The 25,152-nt window shown below is 65.0% G+C and carries 31 protein-coding genes; 18 read left to right on the plus strand and 13 right to left on the minus strand.

All coding sequences use genetic code 11. From position 1 onward, the window contains the following. Nucleotides 1-13: 13 nt before the first annotated feature. Nucleotides 14-304 carry a hypothetical protein gene (locus ACN4E0_RS04385; protein WP_419565980.1) on the plus strand — a complete coding sequence of 97 codons (291 nt, stop codon included), beginning with the start codon at nucleotides 14-16 and terminating at the stop codon, nucleotides 302-304. Here ACN4E0_RS04385 and ACN4E0_RS04390 read toward each other — a convergent pair. Genes ACN4E0_RS04390 through ACN4E0_RS04405 form a run of 4 tightly spaced genes read right to left on the minus strand, consistent with a single transcriptional unit; the run spans nucleotide 301 to nucleotide 3,290 of the window. Continuing rightward, nucleotides 301-675, minus strand: a complete 375-nt coding sequence (locus tag ACN4E0_RS04390; RefSeq protein ID WP_419565982.1) for a (2Fe-2S) ferredoxin domain-containing protein — start codon at nucleotides 673-675, stop codon at nucleotides 301-303. The genes ACN4E0_RS04385 and ACN4E0_RS04390 overlap by 4 nt on opposite strands. A 17-nt stretch (nucleotides 676-692) precedes the next feature. Next, nucleotides 693-1,160, minus strand: coding sequence for a DUF2497 domain-containing protein (locus ACN4E0_RS04395; protein WP_419565984.1), 468 nt, complete (start codon nucleotides 1,158-1,160; stop codon nucleotides 693-695). Between the two features lie 51 nt (nucleotides 1,161-1,211). Continuing rightward, entirely contained in the window at nucleotides 1,212-2,693 is a 1,482-nt protein-coding gene (locus ACN4E0_RS04400) for a TolC family outer membrane protein (RefSeq protein WP_419565986.1), read from the minus strand. Beyond that, nucleotides 2,694-3,290, minus strand: coding sequence for a protein-L-isoaspartate O-methyltransferase family protein (locus ACN4E0_RS04405; RefSeq protein ID WP_419565988.1), 597 nt, complete (start codon nucleotides 3,288-3,290; stop codon nucleotides 2,694-2,696). A 161-nt stretch (nucleotides 3,291-3,451) separates the two neighbouring features. Here ACN4E0_RS04405 and ACN4E0_RS04410 point away from each other — a divergent pair, with 161 nt between their 5' ends. The 3 genes from ACN4E0_RS04410 (at nucleotide 3,452) to ACN4E0_RS04420 (ending at nucleotide 7,025) form a co-directional block, all read left to right on the plus strand. Beyond that, entirely contained in the window at nucleotides 3,452-4,969 is a 1,518-nt protein-coding gene (locus tag ACN4E0_RS04410) for a fumarate hydratase (protein WP_419566278.1), read from the plus strand. A 78-nt stretch (nucleotides 4,970-5,047) separates the two neighbouring features. Continuing rightward, nucleotides 5,048-6,283 carry a sensor histidine kinase gene (locus tag ACN4E0_RS04415; protein ID WP_419565991.1) on the plus strand — a complete coding sequence of 412 codons (1,236 nt, stop codon included), beginning with the start codon at nucleotides 5,048-5,050 and terminating at the stop codon, nucleotides 6,281-6,283. Beyond that, on the plus strand, nucleotides 6,276-7,025 hold the full coding sequence (locus tag ACN4E0_RS04420) for a LytR/AlgR family response regulator transcription factor (RefSeq protein ID WP_419565993.1): 750 nt from the start codon (nucleotides 6,276-6,278) through the stop codon (nucleotides 7,023-7,025). The genes ACN4E0_RS04415 and ACN4E0_RS04420 overlap by 8 nt, the downstream gene beginning before the upstream one ends. 96 nt (nucleotides 7,026-7,121) lie before the next feature. Here the strand turns inward: ACN4E0_RS04420 and ACN4E0_RS04425 are convergent, their stop codons facing one another. Next, nucleotides 7,122-7,415 carry a UrcA family protein gene (locus ACN4E0_RS04425; RefSeq protein WP_419565995.1) on the minus strand — a complete coding sequence of 98 codons (294 nt, stop codon included), beginning with the start codon at nucleotides 7,413-7,415 and terminating at the stop codon, nucleotides 7,122-7,124. Between the two features lie 191 nt (nucleotides 7,416-7,606). On the opposite strand from ACN4E0_RS04425, the gene ACN4E0_RS04430 reads away from it, so the two are divergent. The 4 genes from ACN4E0_RS04430 (at nucleotide 7,607) to ACN4E0_RS04445 (ending at nucleotide 9,935) form a co-directional block, all read left to right on the plus strand. Continuing rightward, complete coding sequence (locus ACN4E0_RS04430) at nucleotides 7,607-7,873, plus strand: hypothetical protein (RefSeq protein ID WP_419565997.1); 267 nt, start codon at nucleotides 7,607-7,609, stop codon at nucleotides 7,871-7,873. Between the two features lie 40 nt (nucleotides 7,874-7,913). Continuing rightward, nucleotides 7,914-8,768 (plus strand): diacylglycerol/lipid kinase family protein, encoded by an 855-nt coding sequence (locus ACN4E0_RS04435; protein WP_419565999.1) that lies wholly within the window; start codon nucleotides 7,914-7,916, stop codon nucleotides 8,766-8,768. Then, on the plus strand, nucleotides 8,758-9,618 hold the full coding sequence (locus ACN4E0_RS04440) for a metallophosphoesterase family protein (RefSeq protein ID WP_419566002.1): 861 nt from the start codon (nucleotides 8,758-8,760) through the stop codon (nucleotides 9,616-9,618). Before ACN4E0_RS04435 ends, ACN4E0_RS04440 begins: the two co-directional genes overlap by 11 nt. Nucleotides 9,619-9,737: 119 nt before the next feature. Beyond that, on the plus strand, nucleotides 9,738-9,935 hold the full coding sequence (locus tag ACN4E0_RS04445; protein WP_419566004.1) for a hypothetical protein: 198 nt from the start codon (nucleotides 9,738-9,740) through the stop codon (nucleotides 9,933-9,935). Between the two features lie 68 nt (nucleotides 9,936-10,003). Here ACN4E0_RS04445 and rpsI read toward each other — a convergent pair whose 3' ends face one another. From rpsI to ACN4E0_RS04470, 5 genes are all read right to left on the minus strand, one after another. Continuing rightward, the gene (gene rpsI / locus ACN4E0_RS04450) at nucleotides 10,004-10,528 is read right to left on the minus strand and encodes a 30S ribosomal protein S9 (protein WP_419566006.1); all 525 of its coding nucleotides are present in this window, start codon (nucleotides 10,526-10,528) and stop codon (nucleotides 10,004-10,006) included. Then, on the minus strand, nucleotides 10,528-11,007 hold the full coding sequence (rplM, locus tag ACN4E0_RS04455) for a 50S ribosomal protein L13 (RefSeq protein WP_221602372.1): 480 nt from the start codon (nucleotides 11,005-11,007) through the stop codon (nucleotides 10,528-10,530). The genes rpsI and rplM overlap by 1 nt, the downstream gene beginning before the upstream one ends. A gap of 167 nt (nucleotides 11,008-11,174) precedes the next feature. Further along, entirely contained in the window at nucleotides 11,175-11,906 is a 732-nt protein-coding gene (locus tag ACN4E0_RS04460) for a hypothetical protein (RefSeq protein WP_419566009.1), read from the minus strand. Between the two features lie 21 nt (nucleotides 11,907-11,927). Next, nucleotides 11,928-12,233 carry a divalent-cation tolerance protein CutA gene (gene cutA / locus ACN4E0_RS04465; RefSeq protein WP_419566012.1) on the minus strand — a complete coding sequence of 102 codons (306 nt, stop codon included), beginning with the start codon at nucleotides 12,231-12,233 and terminating at the stop codon, nucleotides 11,928-11,930. Continuing rightward, nucleotides 12,230-13,252 (minus strand): COX15/CtaA family protein, encoded by a 1,023-nt coding sequence (locus ACN4E0_RS04470; protein ID WP_419566014.1) that lies wholly within the window; start codon nucleotides 13,250-13,252, stop codon nucleotides 12,230-12,232. Before ACN4E0_RS04470 ends, cutA begins: the two co-directional genes overlap by 4 nt. A gap of 142 nt (nucleotides 13,253-13,394) precedes the next feature. Here ACN4E0_RS04470 and ACN4E0_RS04475 point away from each other — a divergent pair, with 142 nt between their 5' ends. The 4 genes from ACN4E0_RS04475 (at nucleotide 13,395) to ACN4E0_RS04490 (ending at nucleotide 16,132) form a co-directional block, all read left to right on the plus strand. Continuing rightward, on the plus strand, nucleotides 13,395-13,799 hold the full coding sequence (locus tag ACN4E0_RS04475) for a MerC domain-containing protein (RefSeq protein WP_419566016.1): 405 nt from the start codon (nucleotides 13,395-13,397) through the stop codon (nucleotides 13,797-13,799). A 10-nt stretch (nucleotides 13,800-13,809) separates the two neighbouring features. Further along, nucleotides 13,810-14,781 (plus strand): sulfur carrier protein ThiS, encoded by a 972-nt coding sequence (gene thiS, locus ACN4E0_RS04480; protein ID WP_419566019.1) that lies wholly within the window; start codon nucleotides 13,810-13,812, stop codon nucleotides 14,779-14,781. A gap of 173 nt (nucleotides 14,782-14,954) precedes the next feature. Further along, nucleotides 14,955-15,482: a hypothetical protein gene (locus ACN4E0_RS04485; protein ID WP_419566021.1), complete on the plus strand. Its 528-nt coding sequence runs from the start codon at nucleotides 14,955-14,957 to the stop codon at nucleotides 15,480-15,482. A gap of 50 nt (nucleotides 15,483-15,532) precedes the next feature. Beyond that, nucleotides 15,533-16,132 carry a hypothetical protein gene (locus ACN4E0_RS04490; RefSeq protein WP_419566023.1) on the plus strand — a complete coding sequence of 200 codons (600 nt, stop codon included), beginning with the start codon at nucleotides 15,533-15,535 and terminating at the stop codon, nucleotides 16,130-16,132. A gap of 3 nt (nucleotides 16,133-16,135) precedes the next feature. Here ACN4E0_RS04490 and ACN4E0_RS04495 read toward each other — a convergent pair whose 3' ends face one another. From ACN4E0_RS04495 to ACN4E0_RS04505, 3 genes are all read right to left on the minus strand, one after another. Next, a complete protein-coding gene (locus ACN4E0_RS04495) occupies nucleotides 16,136-17,938 on the minus strand; it encodes an AMP-dependent synthetase/ligase (RefSeq protein WP_419566025.1) in 1,803 nt (600 codons plus the stop codon). A gap of 96 nt (nucleotides 17,939-18,034) precedes the next feature. Beyond that, nucleotides 18,035-19,753, minus strand: a complete 1,719-nt coding sequence (ggt, locus tag ACN4E0_RS04500) for a gamma-glutamyltransferase (RefSeq protein WP_419566027.1) — start codon at nucleotides 19,751-19,753, stop codon at nucleotides 18,035-18,037. 10 nt (nucleotides 19,754-19,763) lie between these two features. Further along, the gene (locus ACN4E0_RS04505; RefSeq protein ID WP_419566029.1) at nucleotides 19,764-20,792 is read right to left on the minus strand and encodes a quinone-dependent dihydroorotate dehydrogenase; all 1,029 of its coding nucleotides are present in this window, start codon (nucleotides 20,790-20,792) and stop codon (nucleotides 19,764-19,766) included. 339 nt (nucleotides 20,793-21,131) lie between these two features. Between ACN4E0_RS04505 and ACN4E0_RS04510 the strand changes: the two genes are divergently transcribed. The 6 genes from ACN4E0_RS04510 to ACN4E0_RS04535 all read left to right on the plus strand — a co-directional run bounded on the left by ACN4E0_RS04510 (nucleotide 21,132) and on the right by ACN4E0_RS04535 (nucleotide 25,151). Next, on the plus strand, nucleotides 21,132-22,049 hold the full coding sequence (locus ACN4E0_RS04510; RefSeq protein WP_419566031.1) for a hypothetical protein: 918 nt from the start codon (nucleotides 21,132-21,134) through the stop codon (nucleotides 22,047-22,049). 110 nt (nucleotides 22,050-22,159) lie between these two features. Further along, complete coding sequence (locus ACN4E0_RS04515; RefSeq protein WP_419566033.1) at nucleotides 22,160-22,570, plus strand: SUF system Fe-S cluster assembly regulator; 411 nt, start codon at nucleotides 22,160-22,162, stop codon at nucleotides 22,568-22,570. After that, the gene (sufB, locus tag ACN4E0_RS04520) at nucleotides 22,567-24,048 is read left to right on the plus strand and encodes a Fe-S cluster assembly protein SufB (protein ID WP_419566035.1); all 1,482 of its coding nucleotides are present in this window, start codon (nucleotides 22,567-22,569) and stop codon (nucleotides 24,046-24,048) included. Before ACN4E0_RS04515 ends, sufB begins: the two co-directional genes overlap by 4 nt. Next, entirely contained in the window at nucleotides 24,045-24,281 is a 237-nt protein-coding gene (locus tag ACN4E0_RS04525) for a hypothetical protein (RefSeq protein WP_419566036.1), read from the plus strand. Before sufB ends, ACN4E0_RS04525 begins: the two co-directional genes overlap by 4 nt. Next, on the plus strand, nucleotides 24,274-24,819 hold the full coding sequence (locus tag ACN4E0_RS04530; RefSeq protein WP_419566038.1) for a DUF559 domain-containing protein: 546 nt from the start codon (nucleotides 24,274-24,276) through the stop codon (nucleotides 24,817-24,819). The genes ACN4E0_RS04525 and ACN4E0_RS04530 overlap by 8 nt, the downstream gene beginning before the upstream one ends. Next, the gene (locus ACN4E0_RS04535; protein ID WP_419566040.1) at nucleotides 24,816-25,151 is read left to right on the plus strand and encodes a hypothetical protein; all 336 of its coding nucleotides are present in this window, start codon (nucleotides 24,816-24,818) and stop codon (nucleotides 25,149-25,151) included. Before ACN4E0_RS04530 ends, ACN4E0_RS04535 begins: the two co-directional genes overlap by 4 nt. Nucleotide 25,152 lies beyond the last annotated feature (1 nt).

The following is a 25,152-nucleotide window of genomic DNA, read 5'->3' on the forward strand; positions in this document are numbered from 1 at the left end:
CATCTCGCGTGCGATGGCCCGCAAGTCTCCCCTCGACGACCCCAGGAACGCCGCCTTTGCCTGGGCCCGCTATCGGCGCATCATGCGCTTCATGTTCCTGCTGACGGTGGGCATCGTGGCGATTGCGATGGCGCTGCTCTACAAGCAGGGGAATGACGAGGTCTCGGTCCACTACTACATCGCCGCCGCTCTGGGGATCGGCCTCACCATGCTGCTGACCAGCGCGCTCATGGGGCTGGTTTTCCTGTCTTCGGGCACCGGCCACGACGAGTCGGTCGAGGACCCGCTTTCCGACCGGGACTAGTCTGCCGGCCTGAGCCGGAATTCTTCCACGGGTACACCGCCGATCAGGTGCCGCTGGATGATCGCCTCGAGCACGTCTGGGGTGCAGGAGTGATACCAGACGTTGTCGGGCCAGATCACCGCTATGGGTCCGGCCTCGCAAATCTGGAGGCAATCGGCCTTGGTCCGCTGGACCGTGCCGTCGCGTCCGACCAGACCCAGTTCCTTGAGCCGGCGCTTGAGGTAGTTCCAGGCCTGTTTGCCCTCATCATAGCGGCAGCATTTCTGCTTCTCGGAAACCGCGCACAGGAATATCTGCCGCTCGACCGCGGCGCCGCCGGTCTTGGCCAGCGCTTCCTCGGCCTTGCGGAGGGTTTTCGGCTTGGCGGTCAAATCGGGTGCGGCGACGGCTAGCCGCGCTTGCCGGCGATCCGCGCAATCTCGGCTTTCACCAGATCCTCGACCATGCCGGGAAGATTGTCGTCGAGCCACTGGGCCAGCATCGGGCGAAGCATTTCGCGTGTCAGCCCCTCGAGCGAGGTTTCGCCCGAACGGACGATCTGCGGCTGCTTGCCCGGCTTGGCGAGCATGGCGAGCGCGGCGAAGTTCTGCCGCATCGCCTCGCGCGTGTCGCCGCGGGTAAGGGCATCTGTTTCGCTCTCGTCCTCGTGCAACTCGTCGTCGAGGGCGCTTTCCTCCGCGAGTTCCAGCACTTCCTCCGCCTCTTCCGCATCGGCAGGTTCGGCTGAATGATGGCCGGTCGCGGGTGCGGCGCGGCGCCGACGCTCGAGCAGAGCGCCTTCGCGGTTGTCGCGCGCAATCACCTTCTTGATCGAATCGAGGATCTCCTCGACCGAAGGTTCACCCGGCTGTTGCATCGTACTCAGGCCCCCATTGCGAATCGGCGTGTCCCGATTCGATACAAGAGTTCAATAGCCTGAAACAGTTTCGTTTTCACCAACTTCGGGAACGCTGGCATCGGGCGCAGCTACATCGACCGTGCTCGTGGCGGTGGCGACGGGCTCGGGATCGCGATCCCAATCCCACACTTTACCGCGCACGCGTTCGTAGTTGACGGCCGGATCGTAGAGCAGGCCTTCGCCGATGAAACCGAGGTCGCGCGCTTCGGCGCGCCCCATGGCGGCGAGCAGGCTGAAGCCGGCGACATAGGCGTTGCGTCGCGCGGTCACCAGCTGGACGCGCGCGCTGAGCAGCTCCTGCTCGGCGTTCAGCACGTCGAGGATCTGGCGGCTGCCGATCGAATTTTCGGCGCGGACACCTTCGAGGCTCAGGGATGCGGCATCGACCGCGACCTGGCTGCTCTCGATGACTGCGAGCGAGGCGCGCCAGCTCGACCAGGCCGCACGGACCTGTGCGATGACGTCGCGTTCGGTGGCGACGACCTGTTCGAGCGCCGCCGTTTCTCGCGCCTGGGCCTGCCGCTGGCGCGCGGCGGGCAATCCGCCCTGGAAGATCGGGATGCTGAGCTGGACGCCGGCCCGCGCCGTGGTCTCGTCCTGCGCGATGCCGCCGGCTCCACCCGCAAGCGTGTTCAAATAGTCGGTATAGGTGGCCGAGGCGAACAGCGAGACGTTCGGCAGGCGCCCTGCCCCGGCAACCTCGGTATCGAAACCGGCGGCCTTGGCGCGCTCCTTGTCCGCGATCAGGTCGGGATTGTTGGCCAGTGCGATATCGACGGCGCTGTCCGCATCTTCGGGAAGGTTGGGCAGCGGCGGCGGCGGTGCGAGGTCGGTCGGTGCATCGCCGACCAGCCGGATATAGGTTTCACGCGCATTGATCAGGTTGGCCTGTGCATTACGCAGATCGCCCTGCGCCAGTGCCAAGCGCGATTGTGACTGAGCCACGTCGGTGCGCGTCAGGTCGCCGATTTCGAAACGGTCGCTAGTCGCCTGGACATTGACCGATAGCACATCGACCTGGTTCGCCGAGAGGCTGACGAGCGCCTCGGCGCGCAACACGTCCATATAGGCCGCGACCACCTGGCTGAAGATCGCACTTTCGATCGCCCGCAGATCGGCCTGTCCTGCGCCTACGCGTTCCTTGGCGGCCTTGACCGAGTTCTTGATCGCGCCGCCGGCATAGACGGGGACGGTCAGGGTCGGGCCGATCTGGATCGTCCGGTCGGGCGCTGTGAAGCTGTTGGGCGATTTCTTGATGAACTCGACATAGCTCGCCGTCGCATCGATGCTCGGGATGCCCTGCGCCTCGTTGATCGGTACGTTCTCATCGACCGCGCGCTGGCTGGCCCGGGCCGAAAGCAGCGTCGGGTTGTTCACATAGGCCTGTGTAAGCGCTTCCTGAAGCGTATCGGCCTGAGCCGGTACCGCCCACGCCAGAACCGCGGTGCTCGTTGCCAGGACCAGAGATTTTGCAAACCCGGTGCGATGCATTCAGAAACTCCAGCTTTGCGGCCGGTCGAATGCGCCGAGCCGCGGGATTCCCATTTCGGCAAGCGGCAGCAGCGCCAGCGCCTTGCCCGATTTGCGGCCCGTCGCGAGGCGGGTGACGCCGCGATCGACCATGCCGGTGACGATCCGGCCGCCTTCGGCGACCAGCTTGGCTAGCGCAGGCGGGACATGTTCGATCGCCCCGTCGACGAGGACGAGAGTATAGTCGCCGCGCTTGCCGCCATTGGCAGCCGTGTCGGGCGCGATAATGTCGAGCTTGCCGACCAGCGGTTCGACCAGCGCGGGCAGATAGCCGCTGCCGGCATCGATCACGAGTGCGCGGTCTCCTGCGGCGGGGCGCGCCTCGGCCAGCATGGCTCCGTGGAACACCGGGGCGGGCAGGAAGCCGCCGTCCTCCAGCCGGATCGCGCGGTCCATATAAGCGGTCGCCTTGGCATTCTCGGGTACGAAATCCTCGCGGGCGACGGCGTTCATGCGCTCGAGCACGAAGGCGTCGTTGACGCCGCTGGTGCGCAGCTGGCTGTCGATCATCGCCTTGCGGGCGGCAGCGAAATCGGGACGGGTGGTGGTCAGGGTCATGGTCGTTTCCGCGAGCTGTATTACAACAATAACACGCTTATGCAAGCTCCGGTTGCCTTAGGCGCAAGGCCCCTTGCGGCCAAGCGCTTTGACCGATGGCGGCAAACGCGCCTATCGGGGAGCGCAAATCTGCAACATGGGAATTTGTGGCGATGAGCGACATGACCGTCATCAGCGAAAGCGACCTGATCGAGAGCGTGGCCGATGCGCTCCAATATATCTCCTACTACCATCCGATGGACTACATCCGCGCGCTGGGCGAGGCCTACGAGGCCGAGAAGGGACCCGCGGCGAAGGATGCGATCGCGCAGATCCTGACCAACAGCCGCATGTGTGCCGAAGGCCATCGCCCGATCTGCCAAGACACCGGCATCGTCAACGTTTTCGTCAGATGGGGCATGAACTGCCGCCTCGACAGCGACCGTTCGCTGCAGGAGGTCGTAGATGAGGGGGTGCGGCAGGCCTACAACCATCCCGACAACAAGCTGCGCGCGTCGATCCTCGCCGATCCGGCCTTCACCCGGCGCAATACGCGCGACAACACGCCCTGCGTACTGTCGGTGGAGATGGTCCCGGGCGACACGATTTCGGTCGATGTCGCGGCGAAGGGTGGCGGCAGCGAGAACAAGTCGAAGTTCAAGATGATGAACCCATCCGACAATATCGTCGACTGGGTGGTCGAACAGCTGCCCTCGATGGGGGCCGGCTGGTGTCCGCCAGGCATGCTCGGGATCGGCATCGGGGGCACGGCAGAGCATTGCATGAAGCTCGCCAAGCTCAGCCTGATGGACCCGATCGACATGGGCCAGCTCAAAGCCCGCGGGGCGGAAAATGACATCGAGCAGCTGCGGATCGACATCTTCGACGCGGTCAACGCGCAGGGTATCGGCGCGCAGGGTCTGGGCGGGCTCTCTACCGTGCTGGACGTGAAGATCCTCGACGCGCCGTGCCATGCCGCGGGCAAGCCGGTCGGCATGATCCCCAATTGCGCCGCGACGCGTCACGCGCATTTCACGCTCGACGGATCGGGGCCCGCCTATCTCGAGCCGCCCAGGATCGACGACTATCCGCAAGTCACGTGGAAGCCAGACGCCTCGGCCAAGCGCGTGAATCTCGACGCGCTGACGCCCGAGGAAGTGGCCAGCTGGAACCATGGCGACCGCCTGCTCCTCTCGGGTAAGATGCTCACCGGGCGCGACGCGGCGCACAAGCGTATCCATGACATGCTGGAGAAGGGTGAAGAGCTGCCGGTCGATTTCAAGGGCCGCGCGATCTATTACGTCGGCCCGGTCGATCCCGTGATGGGCGAGGTCGTCGGCCCCGCCGGCCCGACCACCGCCACCCGCATGGACAAGTTCACCGAGATGATGCTTGATCTCGGGCTCCTCGCGATGATCGGCAAGGCCGAACGCGGCCACAATGCGGTCGAGGTGATCAGCAAATTCAGGGTCGCCTATCTGATGGCGACCGGCGGCGCGGCCTATCTTGTCAGCCGGGCGATCAAGGGCGCCAGGGTCGTCGCCTTCGAGGATCTCGGCATGGAGGCGATCTACGAATTCGAGGTGCAGGACATGCCCGTCACCGTGGCGGTGGATGCGGAGGGCAACAACGTCCACACGCTCGCCCCCGCCGAATGGCGCCGCCGTATCGCCGAAGGGGATCTGGAACCCGCCGAATAGCAGGACGCTCGACCAACCGCGTTGCCCGTTCGACCGCCGCGCTGGCATTTGCCGGTGCAAATGGGCACATCGCAGATCGTGTCGATCGATGAACGCCAGATGAATCCCCAAAGCGAACGCCTCTCGGGCAAGGTCGTGCTGGCCTCGATGGTCGGCGTGTGGCTGTGCTATTTCCTCCTCATCACCCTGCGTGGTGTGATCGTCGGGCTGGATTTCCAGGACGAGTTGCTGTGGCGCCGCGCGTTGGTCTGCACGGTCGGAGTGGCGGTGACCGGCTTGCTGTGGCTGTTGCTGCGCGCGGTCGAGAACCGTGCATTGGGAATCAAGATCGCCGTGGCTCTGATTGCTGCGATGCCCGGCGCCATCATGATCGCCCAGGTCAATCGCTGGATCTTCGATTCGATCGAAGCCAAGGTGGAAGAGCAGATGGGCAAGGAACGCGGGATCGCGCTCCGCCGCGACGATGCCGGCAATTTGCTTATCGACCTGCCGCGCCAGCAAATGGATGAAAACGTCGATGAGGCGGAAGAGGCGACTCCGCAAAGCGTGGTGATCGCGCCGGCGCCAACCTCGCTCGACCAGTGGCGCATGACCTTCGACCTGGCCGTCGGGCGGTATTTCGTGCTGCTCGCCTGGGCCGCCCTGTTCCTCGCCCTGCTGGCGGGCGCGCAGGCGAGAGCTGCCGAACGCCGGGGGGAGCGGTTCCGGAGCGCGGCCAAGGCGGCCGAACTGCGCTCGTTGCGCTACCAGGTGAACCCGCACTTCCTGTTCAACACGCTCAACTCGCTCTCGGCGCTGGTGATGACCGGCAAGGCCGAGCGGGCAGAGCAGATGATCCAGACGATCTCGCGTTTCTACCGCCACAGCCTCGCCGACGACCCCACCGGCGATGTAAGCCTGGAGGACGAGATCGACCTGCAGGAGCATTATCTGGATATCGAGTCGGTGCGCTTTCCCGAGCGGCTCAGGGTGCGGGTCGACCTGCCTTCCGAACTGGCCGGCTACAAGGTGCCCGGGATGATTCTCCAGCCACTGGTCGAGAACTCGGTCAAATACGGCGTATCCGCCTCGAGCAAGCCGGTAACCATTACGATCGCCGCGCGCGAGGAATATGGCCGGCTGGTCCTGACCGTGAGCGACGATGGTCCGGGTGTGGCGACCAGTACGGCGGGGACGCACGGTTTCGGCATCGGCCTCGCCAATGTTCGCGATCGGCTCGAGGCACGGTTCGGCACTGCCGCCACGATCGTCTCGGGTCCCTCGCTGACCGGCTACGAAACCGAATTGAGGCTGCCGATGGTGAAGCATGGCTGACGAAGAGAACGAGAAACTCAAGACCCTGATCGTCGACGACGAACCGTTGGCGGTTGAACGGATGCAGGTGATCTGCGCGAAGATCGGCGAACTCCAGGTCGTCGGCACCGCGAGCGACGGCGCGCAGGCCCTGCGGCTGGTCGATGCCTTGCAGCCCGATCTCATTCTGCTCGACATGACCATGCCCGAAGTCGATGGAATTTCGGTCGCCAAGGCGCTCGGCAAGAAGGGCCAGCGCCCGGCAGTGATCTTCGTCACGGCGCACGACAATTACGCGGTGGAAGCCTTCGACCTCGACGCGGTCGATTACGTGCTCAAGCCGGTCAAGCCGGATCGGCTCGAGCGGGCGGTGGCGCGGGCCATGGCGCGACGCGGCGATGGCGAACGTTCGGAAAGCGCCTGGCTGGAGGAATTGTGGATTCCGCATCGGTCGGAACTGATCCGCATCGCGACATCGGAGGTCGGCCGGATCGACGCCGAACGCGATTATGTGCGCCTGCACGTCGGAGAGGGAGAAGCGGCCCGGACCTATCTCCTGCTGCAGACCATCGCGGGGCTGGAGAAGCGTCTCGATCCGGAAAAGTTCATCCGCATCCATCGCTCGACCATCCTGCGCAAGGACCGTATTTCCGGCTTGCGGCACGACGGCCTCGGGGTCTGGTCGGTCGAACTGGACGATGGCGAGACGCTGCGCATCGGGCGGACCTACCTGCCCAAGGTCAAGGCCATGGCGGGACGCTGACCGCGTCGGCACAGAACAATTCATACGCCCACAAAAATGGACCCCGGCCGGGGGACTGCATCCGGCCGGGGTCCCTAGGTGGGCGGACTCGGGGTATTAGCCGCCCAAGGCCTCGCCGTTGACGCGCGCGGCCATTTCGGCCCCGGCGCTCGCTTTGGCCTTTTCGAAACAGGCACGGGTTTCCATGTCGAAGCGCAGGTTGCGGGTCCCGCCGCGCTTGTGGCCGCAGACTTCGCGCGCGGCCTTGTCGATGCGCTGCGTGAGCACGTTCTGGCCGGCGATACTCCCGAGATCGAGGTCGTCGTAGGTTACCAAAACCGATTTTGCCTGGGCTGCCGTCGCCGACAGGGCGAGAGCGGCGGCGGCGAGGGTTGCGAGGGTCGTCTTCATGGGTTCTCCTCCAGGTCTGCGGCGGGCCCGATCAATGGGGGGAGAGGCCCGCCGCACGAACTGTATTGCATGGCTACAACTGTAGCCGCACGTCGTGATCGACCGACTGCTGGTGCGATTGACGGGCGACGGACGATTGCCGACCAACCGCGATTGGCAATCGGCGGGTGACGGGCGTAAGGCGTTGATCGATGCCGATCGTCGTCCTCTTCCTTCTCGGAACAGCGAATTTCGCCATTCACAAGGCAGTGCTCGAATCGGGACACCCGCTGGTCGGCGCGCTCCCCGCAGCTTTGCGGGCGCGCGGCGGCCGTCTTTCGCTCCTGTTCGAGTTCCTCATGCTGCTCGGCAGCATGTTGCTGACCGCCAATGGCTGGCCGACCGCGGCCTGGGTCTATGGTTTCTACAGCGTCATCAATGCCATAACCGGCTGGCTGCTGCTGACCGAGCGATTTTGAGCGGGCGGGAACCGCCACCGCGGCCCGGCGCTTCATCGACATGGAAGCAACGAAAGCATGGCTGGTCGTCAATGCGCGTAGCGGCAGCAACAGCGATGCTGCGCGCGACGCGCTCGAGCAGATGCTTGCGGCGCGCGGCTTGGCGCCCGACAAAACCGTCGAATTCCCGACCGAGGACCTGCCGCGCTGCAGCGAGCTGCGTGATGCGCATGTCGACCGGCTGATCGTCTTTACCGGTGACGGCAGCCTCAATGCCGTGATCGAGGCGGTGGCAGGCTGGGACGGCGAGGTCCTCGTCCTGCCGGGCGGCACGATGAACCTCCTGTGCGCGCGACTGCACGGCGAGGAGACGGCCTGCGAGGCAATCCTCGATTGCATCCATCGCGGTGCCTATCGCGCGGTCCGACCGATGATGGCCAGCTGCGGTGCGGGCCATGCGCATGCGGGCCTGCTGGTCGGGCCCGGCACCGCCTGGGCCGAAGTGCGCGAGGCGATGCGCGATTTCGACATTGGCGAGTTCGCCCGCGGGACGGGGGAGGCTTTCGCTGAGACCACTGGCGGTCCGCGCGTGCGCATGGTGGATCCCGAGATCGGTCATGCCGGTGGCTATCCGCTGATCGAACTGGTCCCTAGCCATCGCGGACTGCAGGTCGACGGCTATCGCCCCGAAACCACCGGCGATTTCCTCCAGCAGGGCTGGGCCTTGCTGCGGCGGCGCTTTCGCGAAGGTCCGCACGAACGGCTCGGTCTCTATGACAGGCTGGTGATCGAGAACTGCGCGGGCGAGGCGCTCGACGTCCTGCTCGACGGCGAGCCCGGGACGCTCGGCCCGCGCGCCGAATTCTCGGTGGTGGAATGCCCCGTCGATCTGCTAGCGACCGCGCATGGCTTCTGACTTTCGCCGGATATTCCACCTTTCCGACATCCATTTCGGGCTCGAGAACAACCGCGCACTCGATTGGGTGAGGCGGGAGATCGCCGAAAAGCGGCCCGACGCGGTGGCGATCACCGGCGACCTGACCATGCGCGCGCGGCATCGCGAATTCGCGGCGGCGACCCAGTGGATCAATACGCTCGAAGCACCGGTCACGGTCGAAGTGGGCAATCACGACATGCCCTATTTCAACCCGGTCGAGCGGTTCTTCGCGCCCTACCGCCGGTTTCGCGGCATGCAGGAAAAGGTCGAAAGGGAGCTCGACCTCGGCTGCCTGGCGATCGTGCCGCTCAAGACCGCGGTGCGGATGCAGCCGCGGCTCAACTGGTCGAAGGGCTGGGTCAGCAGCGCGGCGCTCGAGCGCTGCCTCGCGGCGCTCGATGCCCTGCCCCCGGGGACGAGCGCCCTAGTCGCGGTCCACCATCCGCTGCGCGAGGTGGGAACGCAGGGCACCGCGCTTACCAAGCATGGCGGCAGGGCGTTGCGCGAACTGGCGCGGCGCGATGTCGCCGCGGTGCTCTCCGGCCACGTCCACGATGCCTTCGACATCATGGAAGATACCACCGAAGGTCCGGTGCGGATGATCGGCGCCGGCACACTGTCGCAGCGCACGCGCTCGACCCCGCCGAGCTTCAACGAGATCGAATGGGACGGTGAAAATCTGAAAGTCTGCGTGCGCAACCTGCACGCCGTCGACACGCCCGACATGCAGATCGACGATGTTCCGGAAAACGCCTTGCCGCCGCGGAGGCCCGGCGAGCCTGTGGCGCCGGTCCATCAGATCCCGCGCGTCGATCCGCCGGTGCATTGAGTGGCGGCAGGCCCGTTAACCGCCTTGCCCAACCACGAATGCTAAACGCATCCGGCATCCTTGTCGAAAGGATCGGCGCCTAGGCTTGTCTCCGGAAACCGCCGGGAAGGGTCAGGTCGATGGAACTCGTCAAGGCAGCGCCGCTGGGCGCGATACTCACCTTCATCGTAGCGCTGGCGATCGGATCGCAGGGTTCAAGGGGCGGCCAGCTCGCGATCTTTCGCGCCGAAATCTACCAGTACGATGTCTGGTGGTCGTGGCCGCTGTTCTTCGCCGCCACAGCGCTCGCCTGGGGCATCATGCTGCTGCAGCGTTAGGCGGGTGCAAACGAGAAGGGCGGCTCCTTGCGGAACCGCCCCCCGGTGATCGGAAAGATCGGTAGCTCTTAGCGCTTCGAGAACTGGAAGCTGCGGCGTGCCTTGGCGCGACCGTACTTCTTACGCTCGACCACGCGGCTGTCGCGGGTCAGGAAGCCGGCGGCCTTGACCGTGCTGCGCAGAGCCGGCTCGTACTTGGAAAGAGCCTGGCTGATACCGTGCTTGACCGCACCGGCCTGGCCCGACAGGCCGCCGCCGCGAACGGTGGCGACGACATCGTACTGGCCCTGGCGATCGGTGATCGTGAAGGGCTGGTCGATGATCAGGCGCAGCGTCGGACGCGCGAAATAGACTTCCTGGTCCTTGCCGTTGACGATGACCTTGCCGCTGCCGGGCTTGAGCCAGACGCGCGCGGTGGCGTCCTTGCGGCGACCGGTAGCATAGGCACGGCCCTGCGCGTCGAGTTCCTGCTCGCGCAGCGGAACGTCCGCGGTTGCAGCGATGTCTGCCGAATCGCCCTCGGGCGCGTCACCGGCGATGTCCTTCAGATCGGCGAGATCCGAGACGGTTTCGTTCTTGGTTTCGTCGGCCATTATGCGACAACCTTGTTCTTGCGGTTCATCGAGGCAACGTCGAGCGTTTCGGGCTTCTGGCCGTCATAGGGGTGCTCGGTGCCGGCGAATACATGGAGCGCGCGCATCTGCGCACGGCCGAGCGGGCCGCGCGGGATCATGCGCTCGACAGCCTTCTCGAGGACGCGCTCGGGGAACTTGCCTCCCAGCACCTTGGCCGGAGTGGTTTCCTTGATGCCGCCCGGATGGCCGGTGTGCTTGTAATACACCTTGTCGTTCAGCTTCTTGCCGGTGAACTTCACTTTGTCAGCATTGATGACGACGACATGGTCGCCGCAATCGACATGGGGGGTGTAGCTCGGCTTGTGCTTGCCGCGCAGATGGTTGGCGATGATGGCAGCGAGACGACCGACGACGAGACCTTCGGCGTCGATGATGTGCCACTTCTTTTCGACCTCGGCCGGCTTGATCGACCGGGTGGCCTTCGTAAGAGCCTTCATGGCTGGTTTCCGTTCCTAGTGTTCGTGCCGCACCTTTCCGGGCAGCGGCGCCAATCGGCGAATCCGTAGATACGAACCCGCGAAGCGCGCGGCAAATGGCGCCGGATCGCCTGTCAGTCAAGTATTTCCGCGCCTTTGGCGTGGGGTAAAATAAAACCCCAACCATTTCAAGTCATGCGCAGATGCCAGGTTTCACGCGAATTGCGGGCCTCGTCGCCGATCCGGGTGGAGATCCGGCGATCGAGGCTTTCGAGCAGGCCGCCCGGACCCGCGCTGGCGGCCAGGTGAACCGAAACCTCGCCCCTGGTGCCATCCGGCAGGGTGATTTCGCGACGCTCGCTTGCCTCTCCGACGACAGGGAAGAAGAGATCGGGCGGGGTCTCGCTGATGATCGTGCCGGATGCCTCGGCCAATCGGCCGAGGTATTCGCGCGCCTCGCGCATTTCGGTGCCCGATGCCCCCAGCTTCTCGAGCACGGCAATGGCGGCCCGAACCGCGGCGATCCTGCCGGTACCGACTGCAGTGGTCGGATCGTCGACGATCCTTCCTTGCGTATCGAGCCTCGCCGGAAACGGTCCGGGTGCGATCCGCTCGCGTTCGATGGCCGCAATCGGTTCGAGCACGGCGGGCGCGTCGACCGTGCATGAAATCTGGGCTCCCTCGACCAGGGTATCGCGCCCGGATTGCTCGAAGCGACCCCGCCATTCGCGGATCACCAGCAGCGAGGCTCCACGGGCGAGCCCTCGCTCGAGCTCGCGGCGCAGGACGAAGGAGCGAGTCGGTACGACGAAGGCCGGAGCCTCGGCCCGCGCCTTCGCGGTCGCGCCGGCGGCACAACCCACCACGAGCGCGCCCATCGCTCGCAGGACCACGCGACGGTCGTATGTGATCAAAGCCACCCTCCCCCTGAACGGCGACGCCTAGAGTGCGTCGAGCCAAGTCTGCGTGGCAGCCCCCGCCGCGTCGCAATGCCAGCCCGTTATTGCGGGAGCTTCATAGGGGTGCAAGTCCTCGAGCCGCGCAATGGCGCGTTCGAGCAGCCCGCCCGTCGTCTTGAGCAGGGAGGGCACTTCCGCTCCTTCGTCAACCACGCCCTTCCAGGCGAAGATCGAGCGGACCGGGTCACCGATGTTGATGCAGGCGATCAGTCGCTCGTCGATCAGCGTGCGGCCGATCGCTTCCGCACTCGCGGCGTCGGGAAAGGGGCAATAGATCAGCGCGGTCATCGCCGACCGAGGACGTGGGCACCCCAGACGAAACTCGCCAGCAGCAGCGCGCCGACGATCTGGTGCGCCACCGCAAGCCATAGTGCGACGCCGGTCAGGACCGTGGCGATGCCGAGCAGTATCTGGGTGCCGAAGGCCGTGTGAATTGCCACCGAGGCCTTGCGCTCGAGCGGTTTGACCCGCCGCGCCAAGACGATCAGCGCACCAACGGCGATCCACGCCCACCAGCGGTGAAGGAAATGGATCAGGTAGGGGTCGTGCGTGGCCGCCCAGAGGATGCCTTGCGAGCCGTCGTATTCGGGCACCAGCCGGCCCTGCATGAGCGGCCAGCTGTCGGAGGCAAGTCCGGCGTTTAGCCCTGCCACCCAGGCGCCGAGCAGCAGCTGGACGGTGACGATCGCGCCGACCCAGGTTGCCGTGAGCGTCCATCGTGCCTGTGCGGCGCCGCGTGCCGCGAACTGCCTCAGGTCGAGTGCGGTCCAGACCAGCCCGCCGAGCGTGACAAGTGCGGTCAGCAAGTGGATCGACAGCCAGAAGTGGCTCACGTCGGTCATCGTCGCCGACAGGCCGCTGCGGACCATGAACCAGCCGAACACGCCCTGCAGCCCGCCCAGCGCGAGCAGGGCCAGCAGCCGTCCCTTGTAGCCTGCGGGGATGGCGCCCCGGATCCAGAACCAGGCGAGCGGCAGCGCGAAGGCGAGTCCGATCAGCCGGCCCCACAAGCGGTGGAACCATTCCCAGAAGAAGATGAACTTGAACGCGGCCAGATCCATGCCCGCCGGACCGGACACGTTCCTGTACTCGCCGGTAGCCTTGTAGAGATCGAACTCGGCCTGCCAGGCGCTTTCGGAAAGCGGCGGGACGGCCCCGGTGATCGGGCTCCAGTGAGTGATCGACAACCCGCTTTCGGTCAGGCGGGTGATGCCCCCAACCGCCACCATGATGACGACCATCGCCGCGGTGACCAGCAACCAGTTGGCCAGGGCGATCGGGCGCCCCTGCTTGAATCTATCGGACATGGGCCCGTCTGTGGTTGGCGCGCAGCCCTGGCGCAAGTGCAAATCTCGAAAGCGCCGGTCCGGTGGCTGCAACCGCCGAACGGAGGTGAATTTTTGCCTGTTCCGCTTGAAAGAAGTTACACCATAACATAACTGGCATGTCATGTTGCAACGCGCCATTTCGCCGATTCGTCGGAGGCTCGACCGTGCCGGGATATTCCTCTCGGGCGCCTGTGCCGTGCATTGCCTGCTCTCGATCGTGCTCGTTTCGGGCCTCGGCGTGGGAGGCGAAATGTTCCTCTCGCCCGATATCCATCGTGTCGGCCTGCTCGTCGCCACGCTGATCGCAGGCGTTGCGATCGGCTGGGGTGCACTGCGCCACCGGGTTGCGGCACCCTTCGTTGTGGCCATGACCGGCCTCACCTTCATGGGCGGAGCGCTCGCGGTTCCGCACGGGGCGGAGGAAGCCGTGCTGACCATCATCGGGGTTGCCCTGGTGTCGCTCGGCCACATCCTGAATATGCGCCATTCCCATGCCTGCGCTTGCAAGGACGGCCACGCCGACTAAGTGGGCGGGCATGATTGCCCTCACCGTCAATGGCGAAACCCGCCGCACCGCTGCCGCCACCATCGCCGACCTGGTGCGCGAACTCGAACTCGATCCTGCCAAGGTCGCGGTCGAACACAACGGCGTGATCGCGCCGCGCAGCGCGCTGGCGGAACACGCGATTGCCGACGGCGACACGCTGGAGATCGTCCACTTCGTCGGTGGGGGCCAGAGTGACGACACGTGGAGCGTCGCCGGGCGGACCTTCACGAGCCGCCTGATCGTCGGCACGGGCAAGTACAAGGATTTCGAGCAGAACGCCGCCGCGCTCGAGGCGAGCGGTGCGGAAATCGTCACCGTCGCGGTGCGGCGGGTCAATGTCAGCGATCCCAAGGCGCCGATGCTGACCGACTACATCGACCCCAAGAAGGTCACCTACCTCCCCAATACCGCGGGCTGCTTCACTGCAGACGAGGCGATCCGCACGCTGCGGCTGGCGCGCGAGGCGGGCGGCTGGGACCTCGTCAAGCTCGAGGTGCTGGGCGAGGCGCGCACGCTCTATCCCGATATGCGCGAAACGCTCACCGCAACCGAAACGCTCGCCAAGGAAGGCTTCCTGCCGATGGTCTACTGCGTCGACGACCCGATCGCGGCCAAGCAGCTCGAGGATGCGGGCGCGGTCGCGGTAATGCCGTTGGGCGCGCCGATCGGTTCGGGGCTCGGTATCCAGAACCGCGTGACGATCCGGCTGATCAAGGAAGGCGCGAACGTACCGGTGCTGGTCGATGCCGGAGTCGGCACGGCGTCGGATGCGGCGGTGGCGATGGAGCTCGGTTGCGACGGCGTGCTGATGAATACCGCGATCGCCGAGGCAAAGGATCCCATCCGCATGGCCCGCGCGATGAAGCTCGCGGTCGAGGCGGGGCGCGACGCCTATTTGGCCGGCCGGATGGCGACGCGCAAATACGCCGATCCGAGCAGCCCTCTCGCCGGGCTGATCTAGGGCCTCCCGCAGATTCGAGCGCGGCGAGTCTTTAATTCGCGCGTGCTCGGGCCGTCCTTGGTTACGAGACCGTTTGGCACGAAGACCGGCACGACGGTGGCGAGATGCGACGCAGATCACCGCTTGTTAACCATATTCGGCGACACTCGGCCTCGCAGCAGGGGAGTGCCATCATGGCCGTTACGCATACCGCATCGCTGACCATCGCCGAAATGCGCGAGTTTGCCGGATTTACCGCCGCCGAACAGCGTTATATCCGCCGCAGTCTCGACATCGGCCTCAGCCGTTGCGACGCCTTTCGCATCTGGGGCCGCAACCCGGGCGAGAATGCCGCGATCCGCAGCCAGTATGTCGCCTATCAGGAACTGAAGGCGCTGCGTAACTCGATCCCCGAGCAGTCGGGCTTCGACAGCATCGAGGGTTTCGTCGGCAAGCTCACCCGGGTGGCTGCCTTCGATCTCGCGCAGGAACGGATCGACAGCTTCTCCGCCTTTCGCTTCCTGTACGAGCGCCTGATCTCCGCCGATGTGCGTCCGTGGCTGCCGAGCGCTTTCTGCGCCGCCGCTGCTTTGCCGCAGATCCGCCCCGAGCGCCGCAAGATGCTCTTGCAGTCGCTTAGCGAAGCCGCCGCCACCGCGCCCGGCTGGAGCGATCGCCAGCCGAGCTTCTATCCCGAGTTTATCGAGGAAGCTGCAGCCTGAAGTTCCCCACTGGCTCGCTCTCCAAAAGAGCATATACCGTCCCAATGCTGGTGAGACTTTTCGCGTGCGTCATTCTGGCAATTGTCCCGCTTGTGTGTGCCGAGCAGGCGAACGCTGGAAGCGCGGATGTTGCAGTGCCCCAAGCCCCACCACGCCCCACCATCCAAGGCGTCAAATACGAGCTGCCCGAGGTCGCTGGGGAGAATGAGATCACATTGTCATCCTGGCCGGATTCACGGCCTCGTTCATTGGAGGACGCCGTAGATGTTCTTCGCAGGTCACTCCCTAAGGATTATCTACAAAGCCTGATGGTCCACACCGGCTACCGGAGAGGTTACGCGATCAAAGAGATTACATCTGAGCGGACTGATCTCAGAATAGCGGATCTCGGCGATTTCCTTTTCGAGGAATGGGCGTTCCCGGAGGAGCCTGATCGACTTTCTCGCGAATTCAACTGCATAAGTTTCGGCGAGCGCGACATCACGGTCTTTCTGCAGCTTCTCGTCACCGAGGAATGGGATGAGGCTCGCACGGATGACAACGCTGGGTGGTACCTGACCGATGAGAGCAAAGGGTTGGGATACTCGGCAAGCATCAGCGCCCTCGCTGCGCGCTCAGCCTGCGAGGAGCTATCCGCCATCGCTGATTAGCCCCTAACTTCGATACAACCCGTCGAGTCGCTCGGCGTAGCGTTCCTTGATCTTGTGCCGCCGGATTTTCATCGAGGGGGTCATTTCCTCGTTCTCGATGGTGAAGGGTTCGTCGGCGAAGGCGAACTGGCGGACCTTCTCGACCACCGACAGATCCTTGTTCACCCGGTCGACCGCGGCGCGCACCGCATTGCGGAATTCGGGTAGTTCCTGCACCTTCTTGCAGTCGAACTGCTTGCCCTGTTCGCGGCACCATTCGAGCGTCCATTCGGCGTCGGGCACGATCAGTCCGACGATGTAGGGCTTCTTGTCCCCGGCGACCATCGCCTGTCCGATCTCGGGCTGTAGCGTCAGCATGCCCTCGACCTTCTGCGGGGCGACATTGTCGCCCTTGTCGTTGACGATCATGTCCTTCTTGCGGTCGGTGATGACGATCCGGCCCTTGTCGTCGACATGGCCGATGTCGCCGGTATGCAGCCAGCCATCCTTGATCGTGCGTTCGGTCTCGGCCTCGTTGTGCCAGTAACCCTGCATCACGAGCTCGCCTTGGACGAGGATTTCGCCGTCTTCGGCGATCCGGATGTCGACGCCGCGCATCGCCGGGCCGACCGAATGCATGGCGATCCCTGCGGCAGGACGGTTGCAGCTGATCACCGGACCGGCCTCGGTCTGGCCATAGCCCTGGAGCATCGTCAGCCCCATCGCTTCGAAGAAGATGCCGACTTCGGGGTTGAGCGGGGCGCCGCCCGACACCATCGCCTTGATCCGCCCGCCGAAGCGCTGGCGGATCTTGGGCTTGAGCAGGCGCCCCACCAGTGCATCGCGCAGGCCATCGCCGAACTTCGGCTTGCCCGCGGCACGGCGTTCGCCAACCTCCAGAGCGGTGTTCATCAGCTTCTCGGCCAGTCCGCCCTGCTTCTGGACCTGCTTCATGATCCGCGTGCGCAGCACTTCGAACAGGCGCGGCACCACGACCATGATCGTCGGGCGGGTCTCCTCGATGTTGCTGGCGAGCTTCTCGAGCCCCTCGGCATAATAGATCTGCGCGCCGACGCTGATCGGCAGAAACTGGCCGCCGGTGTGCTCATAGGCATGGCTCAGCGGCAGGAACGAAAGGAACCGCTCGTCGTCGGCGATGCCGAAATCCTCGATGAGGATTTCCGCCGCGCCGGCCACGTTGCACAGGATCGCGCCGTGATGCTGCATCACGCCGCGCGGCGCGCCCCCGGTTCCGCTGGTGTAGATGATGCACGCGGTATCGCCGCGGCCGATCCCAGCCAGCCTCTGATCGACGGCTTGGCGGGCTGCGGCTGCATCGCCCGCGAACATGCTGTCCCAGCGATGGAAGATGAATCCGCTCGACTGCTGGCGATGGAGGTCGTCGATCCCGATGACATGGTCGGCAATGCCCGAGGCCTGCAATGCGCCGTGGAGCGGCCGGAGGAGCTTTTCGGTCGAGACGATGACCGCCTTGGCTCCCGAATTGTCGAGAATATGGGCGTGATCGCGCTCGGTATTGGTGATGTAGGTGGGTACGGTAATGCAGCCCGACGCCATGATCGCTAGATCAGCGATGCACCATTCGGGGCGGTTCTCGGATACCAGGCAGACGCGATCGCCGTCCTTAAGCCCCAGCGCGCGCAGGTTCTCCGCCAGCAGGCACACCCGCTCGGCGGCGTCGGCCCAGCTGATGGTCTCCCAGCTCCCCCCGATCTTGGCGCCGAGGAACGGCCGGTCGCCTTTCTCGGCAGCCCGCTTCAGGAAGAGTTCGACGAGGTTGTTGGCGGAATCGATGTCCGACAGCACGGCTGGGCTCCTCAACAGTTATTTTCTTGTGCGACCATTCTAGTAGCGCGGGCTTAGGCCGCGCGCAGCGCCTCGGCAAGCGAATGGCTGGCGCGATCAGGGCGTTTCGATCTTGCCCTCGAGCCGCGGATCGCGCGCGCTGTCCCAGCCCTTCGGTCCACGCAGTACCGCACCGGCCTTCACCGGGGCTTCGCGCACGAAGACCTCGCCATGTCCGAGAGCGCGAAAGGCGGATGCCTGTTCTTCCAGCCAGGTGCCCTCCTCGACCATCACCTTGTCATCGAAGGCCATGATGAAGGGCAGGCCGAGGATGTCGCGCGCCGAAAGACCGAAGTCGATCGCGCCGATGATGCTGCGCGCGGTTTGCACCGGGATCGTGGCTCCGCCCGCAGCGCCCACCGCGAGGAAAGGCTTGCCCTCGGGGTCCCAGATCACCGTCGGCGCCATCGAGCTGCGCGGACGCTTGCCTCCCTCGATGCGATTGGCGACCGGTTTCCCGTCGACTTCGGGCGAGCGGCTGAAATCGGTCAGCTCGTTGTTGAGGAAGAAGCCGCCGGCCATCAGGCCCGAGCCGAACGGACCCTCGACGGTCGAGGTATAGCTGACCATGGTGCGCTGCGCGTCGACCACGGCGAAGTGGGTGGTGCCATGCTCCACCGGTTCGTCGCCGTCGGCGCGCGCTTGCGGTGCTCCGCGCGGCCTGCCGGCAACCGCTTTCGGCAGCGTCGCATCTGCTGAGATCAGCGCGCTGCGCTGCGCCAGATAATCCGGATCGACAAGCCCTGCGACGGGCACGGAGACATAGTCGCTGTCGGCGAGATAGAGTTCGCGATCGGCATAGGCGAGTCGCTGCGATTCGACGAACAGGTGCCAGGTGACCGGGTTCTGTGCGCCGAGCGCGGCAAGGTCGAAGCGTTCGAGCTGCCCCAGGATCTGCAGCACCGCGACCCCGCCCGAAGTCGGCGGCCCCATCGTGCAGATGCGATAGCCGCGGTAGCTGCCGCAGACACCCTCGCGCGCCTTCGCTTCATACGAGGTGATATCGCTATAGGTCATCGCTCCATCGTGCGGCGTGTCGGCCGCAACCGTCGTCGCGATCTCGCGTGCAAGGGCCCCCGAATAGAAGGCCTCGGGACCCGCGGCGGCGATTTTCTCGAAGGTCTGTGCGAGCGGTTCGTTGATGATGCGCGCGCCCACGGGCTTGGGATTGCCCGCAGCATCGAAGAACAGTGCGCGCGCGGCGGCAGTGTGCGCCGAGCGATCCTTCGCCGAAGCGAGCATGCCGTTGAGCCGCGGATTCATCTCGAACCCCTCACGAGCCAGCCGGATCGCGGGACCGAAAAGCTCGGCCCAGGCGAGCTTGCCGTGCTCCCGATGTGCCTTGGCGGCGAGCGCGACATTGCCCGGCACGCCCACCGATAGTCCGCTGCGGACCGATTCGATGAAGGGTGGAACCTTGCCGTCGGGGCCGAGAAACCATTCGGGTGTCGCTCCGGCGGGGGCCGTTTCGCGCCCGTCGAACGTCTCGACGCCGCCTGCCTCCGTACCGCGGACCATGAAGCCGCCGCCGCCGATGCCCGAACTCTGCGGTTCGACCACGGTGAGTGCCAGCATCACCGCGATCGCCGCATCGGTGGCGCTGCCGCCCCGTGCGAGCATTTCCTCGCCCGCGGCCTGCGCGCGGGGATCGGCGGCCGAAACGGCTCCGGCAAATGCGTTCTGCGTTGCGGCAGAGGAAGAAGCGACCGGAGGAGTGGCGGCGCAGCCGCACAGGGTGAGCGCCAGCAGGCTGGACGTGACGAGATGTTTGATCATGCGCGTGAGGCTATTCGCTTCCGACCGCTTCGGCAATCGAAGCGAAGCCATCGCGGTGCATGAGCCGTTCGAGCCCGCGCAGAACGCGACGCGGCAGCCCGGGGCCTTCGTAGACCATCGCACTGTAGAGCTGGACGAGGCTGGCGCCGGCGCGAATACGGGCCCAGGCGTCTTCGGCGCTGGCGATTCCGCCGACTCCCACGAGCGGGATCGCGCCGCCTGTCGCTTTGTGGAAGTCGCGCAGCCGCTGCTGTGCCAGATCGCGCAGCGGAGCGCCCGACAGGCCGCCCGTCTCTCCTGAGAGGCGTGAGCGCAGCGCGGGCCGCGAGATCGTCGTGTTCGAGACGATGAGCGCGCCGAGCTGCCTTTCGATCGCGATGCGGGCGATCGCATCGATATCTGCGGGTTCGAGATCGGGTGCGACCTTGAGGAACACGGGTGGACCGCCTTCGCCGCGCGCTTCGATCACCGCGTCGAGCAGGCCGGTGAGCGCACCCTCGTCCTGCAGCGCGCGGAGGCCCGGCGTGTTGGGACTGGAGATGTTGACGGCGAGATAGGAGGCCAGCGGGGCCATCAGCCGACTCATCACGGCGTAGTCGGCGATGCGATCCTTGCTGTCCTTATTGGCGCCGATATTGATGCCGACGATGCCGGGGCGTCCCACGCGCCGGGCAAGCCGTTCGCCGGCCTGCTCGGCCCCGCCATTGTTGAAGCCCATGCGGTTGATCACCGCGCGATCCTCGACCAGCCGGAACAGGCGCGGCTTCGGGTTGCCTGGCTGCGGTAGCGGAGTGATCGAACCGACTTCGGCGAAGCCGAACCCCAGTCCGAGCAACTGGTCGGGCACCTCGCCATCCTTGTCGAAACCGGCGGCCATGCCGAGCGGATTGGGAAAGTCCAGGCCGGCGATCGTGGTCGCCAACGGGCCCTTGGCTGGCGGGCCGAGGCGTGGCGAAAGTGCCAGAGAGCGGACCGTCAGGCGGTGGGCCCGTTCGGGATCGAGCGCGAACAGGGCGGGACGGGCGAGATCGAACAGCATGGTGCGCGCAATGCCGTCTCCCTTGCGGGCTGTCGAGCCGTTTCCCCGCTTCGGGCGGGTGTCGCATCCCCCGGACAAAGCAAGAAAAAACAACCGGCCTATCGCTTGTCGCTTGCATACAATCAATCGTCGCGGACTCGGGGTAACACAATTGTGCGACCCGAAGGGCTCGGTGCAGTTTTGCAACGAGTTCTCGACTTCAAAGGGGCGGCTCAATCGGCCGCCCCTTTTTTTCGCGGACTGCCAGCGCGGGCGGCTTTGCCCAGAAGGTGATTGCGATGCCCAGCAGTTTGGCGTATTTATACAATTCTTTGGGGCTGAAAGAAACGGAACAGGGGTTTGTCGGGTCCGCCAGGTGACACCGCGTCACATTCATTCGAATTCGTAGCGGCGCCGAGCGATCTGACGCCGTATCTCAACTCGCTCTATATCTGGCGCAGTCCGGCCGAGCAGCTCGACGACGTCCTGCCTGCCTATTCGGGCCAGATGGTCGTGTTCGGCCAAGGCGTTGGGCGGATGCAATTCGACGAGGCAACGGTCTCCGAAAGCAGCGACGCGTTCTTCCTCGCCCCCCTCTGCCAGGCGCGCAATTTCAGCGTCAGCGGTCCGGCCACCCTGTTCGGCGTCTCGCTCAACTTTCGCGGTTGGGCGGCGCTTTCGGGCCTGTCGGTCCACGATTACCACGATTGCTTTCTCGAGCCCGGAATGGTGCTTGGGGATTCGCTGGCACGGAAATTCCAGGGGCTTGCTGCGCGCTGGCGCGAAGGCGAGCTAGACGACGGCGCCTTGCTCGATGCGATGAGCGACATCGTCCGACAGGGGATCTCGCAGCTGCCCGAACAGCATCTGACCGTGATTGACCGGACGCTTGAATGGCTGTCGAGCTCGTTCAAACCCGACCTCGATCGGCTTTATGACCAATTGCCCTATTCGAAGCGCCAGGCGCAGCGGCTGGTGGCCCAATTCTTCGGCCAATCGCCGGTGCGGCTCGTGCGGCGCTATCGCGCGGTCCGTGCCGCCACGCTGCTGTCGATGCCGCAACTGCCCGAGGAACTGGAAGCGGAAATCCGCGAGGCGTTCTACGATCAGGCGCATCTCATCAAGGAAATCCGCTTCTTCACGGGGCGCACGCCAAAGCGGCTCCAGCCCGGCGGCGAATCGAGCATCAATGACATGCTCGGACCCGATGGCTACGGCTCGGTCGACCTGTTCGGCTCGGGCGAGGCGGATCAACTGGGTCACGATCTGCTTGGCTAGGACTGCCTGCTAACGACTCGCAACAAGCGGATTCCCGTTGAAATGGCGGTTTCGCGCGCCTAGCTGACCAATCGGAACGATTTGGTCCGATTAAGCTTTGCGATGCCCAGATGAGACTGTCCAACCTTGCCGATTATGCCGTGGTCGCCATGTGCGCCGCCGCACGCCATTGCGGTGGCGGCAGGACCAGCGCCGCCGAGCTGGCGGCGGAAACCGGTCTCCCGGTGCCGACCGTGCAGAAGCTGGTCAGCAAGCTTTCGGCGGCGGGCCTGCTGCGCTCGACGCGCGGCGCGGGGGGCGGGCTCCAGCTCGCGCGGCCGGCGGCGGCAATCACCCTCGCCGACATCGTCGAGGCGGTCGAAGGGCCGATCGCGCTGACCGCCTGTATCGAGGGAGCCGAGTGTACGGTCGGGCACGACTGCTCCGTCAGGCCGCACTGGCCGGTCGTCAACGAAGCGTTGCGTGGCGCGCTGGCAGCGATTCCGCTGACCCGGCTCGCCCCGACAAGAGAGATTGCATGAACGAAGAGATCGACATCCAGGACCGCGAAGCGAAGGAGGCCGCTGCCAGGGCGGCCGAATACGAGCACGGTTGGTCGGCCGAGATCGACACCGAATTCGCCGAGAAGGGTCTGACCGAGGACACCGTCCGCTTCATCAGCGCCAAGAAGGGCGAGCCCGAATGGATGCTCGACTGGCGGCTCAAGGCCTTCCGCCTGTGGCAGGAGATGGAGGAACCCGACTGGGCCAAGCTCGGTTACCCGGCGATCGATTACCAGAACGCCTATTATTACGCCGCGCCGAAGAAGAAGGAGAAGCTCGCCTCGCTCGACGAGCTCGATCCCGAGATCAAGGCAGTCTACGACAAGCTCGGCATTCCCGTGGCGGAGCAGGAAGTGCTCGCAGGGGTCGAAGGCGCGCGCAAGGTTGCGGTCGATGCGGTGTTCGACAGTGTCAGCGTCGCCACCACCTTCCGCGAGGAGCTCAAGAGGGCGGGCGTCATTTTCCTCTCGATCAGCGAGGCGGTGAAGGAATATCCCGAGCTGGTGAAGAAGTGGCTCGGCAAGGTCGTACCCCAGCACGACAATTTCTTCGCCACACTCAACAGCGCAGTCTTTTCCGACGGCACTTTCGTTTATGTGCCCGAAGGCGTGCGCTGCCCGATGGAGCTCAGCACCTATTTCCGCATCAATGCGGAGAATACCGGCCAGTTCGAACGGACGCTGATCGTTGCCGAGAAAGGCAGCTACGTCAGCTATCTCGAAGGCTGCACCGCGCCGATGCGCGACGAGAACCAGCTCCATGCCGCGGTGGTCGAGCTGGTCGCGCTCGAGGATGCCGAGATCAAATATTCGACCGTGCAGAACTGGTACCCCGGCAATGCCGAAGGCAAGGGCGGGATCTACAATTTCGTCACCAAGCGCGGGTTGTGCCAAGGGGCACGCAGCAAGATCAGCTGGACGCAGGTGGAAACCGGCAGCGCGGTGACGTGGAAATATCCCAGCTGCGTGCTCAACGGCGAAGACAGCGTGGGCGAGTTCTACTCGGTCGCGGTGACCAACAATTACCAGCAGGCCGACACCGGCACCAAGATGATCCATAACGGCAAGGGCAGCCGCTCGACGATCATCTCAAAGGGTATTTCGGCGGGCAAGAGCAACAACACCTATCGCGGCCTCGTGCGCGTGGCGGCCAATGCCGATGGCGTGCGCAACCGCACCGAGTGCGACAGCCTGCTGATCGGCGACCAGTGCGGCGCGCACACCGTGCCCTATATCGAGGTGAAGAACCCCTCCGCGCAGATCGAGCACGAGGCGACCACCAGCAAGATCAGCGACGACCAGCTGTTCTACGCCATGCAGCGCGGTCTCGACGACGAGGAGGCGATGGCACTGATCGTCAATGGCTTCGCCAAGGACGTGCTCAAGGAGCTGCCGATGGAGTTTGCCGTCGAGGCGCAGAAGCTGCTGGCAATTTCGCTCGAGGGGAGTGTGGGGTGAAGACCGTTTACACCGACAAATATGGTTTGCTTCCATTGGCAATGTTGGCTGTGTCGGCCCTCAACTTTTGGTCAGCTTTGCAAGGTTTTCAAGCTGGTGACGGCAATCGCCTCGGCCTCGGAATAGGCACGGGGGCCCTGTTCGCTTTCCTCGGCATCAAGCGCATTTGGGATGTCTGTTCGGCAAAGCGAAATGGTCGCGACCCTACAATTTTGCGAGTAAAGAATGACTGACCGCAAGACTCTCCAGCTTCGCGATCCTGGCGAAACCGCCGACGATACCCCCGCGCTCAAGAAAAAGGGCCGCGGCTGGGAAATCAGCGAGAAGCGGCTCGACGCGATCCACGAGCGTGCGCGCTATCTGCGGCGCCACTCGACCGAGGCGCACAAGGCGCTCGCGGTGCGCTTCGGCAAGGAAGATTTCGGCAAGTACAAGTTCACCCGCCACACGGTGGTCGGCTCGGCGATCCTCGATTTCGTCTCGCATCCGCTCGGCCTTGCGATCGCGATCGACGAGGAGGGGCAGAACGACACGCTCGCCAAGCGCCGCGACAAGAGCCTCGCCAGCGTCGGCGTCGAAGTGCTGCGCATTCCCGCCGCGACGATCCTCGCCGATGTCGAGGAAGCGATGAAACCGATCTTCGCCGCCATGAACGCGCGCTACCGCGAGAAGGAGGTCGCGCGCCGCGCGCACCAGTCGAAATACGGTTCGACGCCGCGCCGCGCCCGCGCGCCGCGCCGCGACGGCGACCGGGAAAGGTCGCGCCGATGAAATCTCTCGCGTTCGCCCCCGTTCTGGCCCTGATCGTCGCGGCACCCGTCGCGGCGGAGAAGGACATCTCGCCCGAACTCGCCGAATCGCGCCTCAACGGCTGCCTGCTCGCAGGCTCGACCGCTGCTCCGCGAAACGACCTGCGCGAGGCGGTGGTCTCGGTGCGCGCCTTTTGCGCGCCGCAGATCAAGCGCGTGCGCAACGATCGCGTCGCGGCAGCCACCGCAGGCCTCTCGGGTGTCGCCCGCAAGGCGGCCGACGACGCCGCCACCCGCAAACTCAACGACGAGATCGCGCTCGTCATCGCAAAATATACCGGACTGACGCTCTGAC

This window comes from Qipengyuania sp., from assembly GCF_048550555.1.
GTDB lineage: Bacteria > Pseudomonadota > Alphaproteobacteria > Sphingomonadales > Sphingomonadaceae > Qipengyuania.

What these genes read in the sequence shown, in the direction of transcription:
- ACN4E0_RS04425 (WP_419565995.1), bottom strand. Translation starts at nt 7,415, where the DNA reads ATGAAGACGACCCTCGCAACCCTCGCCGCCGCCGCTCTCGCCCTGTCG.
- ACN4E0_RS04440 (WP_419566002.1), top strand. Translation starts at nt 8,758, where the DNA reads ATGGCTTCTGACTTTCGCCGGATATTCCACCTTTCCGACATCCATTTC.
- ACN4E0_RS04430 (WP_419565997.1), top strand. Translation starts at nt 7,607, where the DNA reads ATGCCGATCGTCGTCCTCTTCCTTCTCGGAACAGCGAATTTCGCCATT.
- ACN4E0_RS04505 (WP_419566029.1), bottom strand. Translation starts at nt 20,792, where the DNA reads ATGCTGTTCGATCTCGCCCGTCCCGCCCTGTTCGCGCTCGATCCCGAA.
- ACN4E0_RS04470 (WP_419566014.1), bottom strand. Translation starts at nt 13,252, where the DNA reads ATGTCCGATAGATTCAAGCAGGGGCGCCCGATCGCCCTGGCCAACTGG.
- ACN4E0_RS04535 (WP_419566040.1), top strand. Translation starts at nt 24,816, where the DNA reads ATGAAATCTCTCGCGTTCGCCCCCGTTCTGGCCCTGATCGTCGCGGCA.
- ACN4E0_RS04410 (WP_419566278.1), top strand. Translation starts at nt 3,452, where the DNA reads ATGACCGTCATCAGCGAAAGCGACCTGATCGAGAGCGTGGCCGATGCG.
- ACN4E0_RS04420 (WP_419565993.1), top strand. Translation starts at nt 6,276, where the DNA reads ATGGCTGACGAAGAGAACGAGAAACTCAAGACCCTGATCGTCGACGAC.
- ACN4E0_RS04400 (WP_419565986.1), bottom strand. Translation starts at nt 2,693, where the DNA reads ATGCATCGCACCGGGTTTGCAAAATCTCTGGTCCTGGCAACGAGCACC.
- thiS (WP_419566019.1), top strand. Translation starts at nt 13,810, where the DNA reads ATGATTGCCCTCACCGTCAATGGCGAAACCCGCCGCACCGCTGCCGCC.
- ACN4E0_RS04385 (WP_419565980.1), top strand. Translation starts at nt 14, where the DNA reads ATGGCCCGCAAGTCTCCCCTCGACGACCCCAGGAACGCCGCCTTTGCC.
- ACN4E0_RS04435 (WP_419565999.1), top strand. Translation starts at nt 7,914, where the DNA reads ATGGAAGCAACGAAAGCATGGCTGGTCGTCAATGCGCGTAGCGGCAGC.
- sufB (WP_419566035.1), top strand. Translation starts at nt 22,567, where the DNA reads ATGAACGAAGAGATCGACATCCAGGACCGCGAAGCGAAGGAGGCCGCT.
- ggt (WP_419566027.1), bottom strand. Translation starts at nt 19,753, where the DNA reads ATGATCAAACATCTCGTCACGTCCAGCCTGCTGGCGCTCACCCTGTGC.
- ACN4E0_RS04475 (WP_419566016.1), top strand. Translation starts at nt 13,395, where the DNA reads ATGTTGCAACGCGCCATTTCGCCGATTCGTCGGAGGCTCGACCGTGCC.
- rplM (WP_221602372.1), bottom strand. Translation starts at nt 11,007, where the DNA reads ATGAAGGCTCTTACGAAGGCCACCCGGTCGATCAAGCCGGCCGAGGTC.
- ACN4E0_RS04515 (WP_419566033.1), top strand. Translation starts at nt 22,160, where the DNA reads ATGAGACTGTCCAACCTTGCCGATTATGCCGTGGTCGCCATGTGCGCC.
- ACN4E0_RS04405 (WP_419565988.1), bottom strand. Translation starts at nt 3,290, where the DNA reads ATGACCCTGACCACCACCCGTCCCGATTTCGCTGCCGCCCGCAAGGCG.
- ACN4E0_RS04485 (WP_419566021.1), top strand. Translation starts at nt 14,955, where the DNA reads ATGGCCGTTACGCATACCGCATCGCTGACCATCGCCGAAATGCGCGAG.
- ACN4E0_RS04445 (WP_419566004.1), top strand. Translation starts at nt 9,738, where the DNA reads ATGGAACTCGTCAAGGCAGCGCCGCTGGGCGCGATACTCACCTTCATC.
- ACN4E0_RS04395 (WP_419565984.1), bottom strand. Translation starts at nt 1,160, where the DNA reads ATGCAACAGCCGGGTGAACCTTCGGTCGAGGAGATCCTCGATTCGATC.
- ACN4E0_RS04530 (WP_419566038.1), top strand. Translation starts at nt 24,274, where the DNA reads ATGACTGACCGCAAGACTCTCCAGCTTCGCGATCCTGGCGAAACCGCC.
- rpsI (WP_419566006.1), bottom strand. Translation starts at nt 10,528, where the DNA reads ATGGCCGACGAAACCAAGAACGAAACCGTCTCGGATCTCGCCGATCTG.
- cutA (WP_419566012.1), bottom strand. Translation starts at nt 12,233, where the DNA reads ATGACCGCGCTGATCTATTGCCCCTTTCCCGACGCCGCGAGTGCGGAA.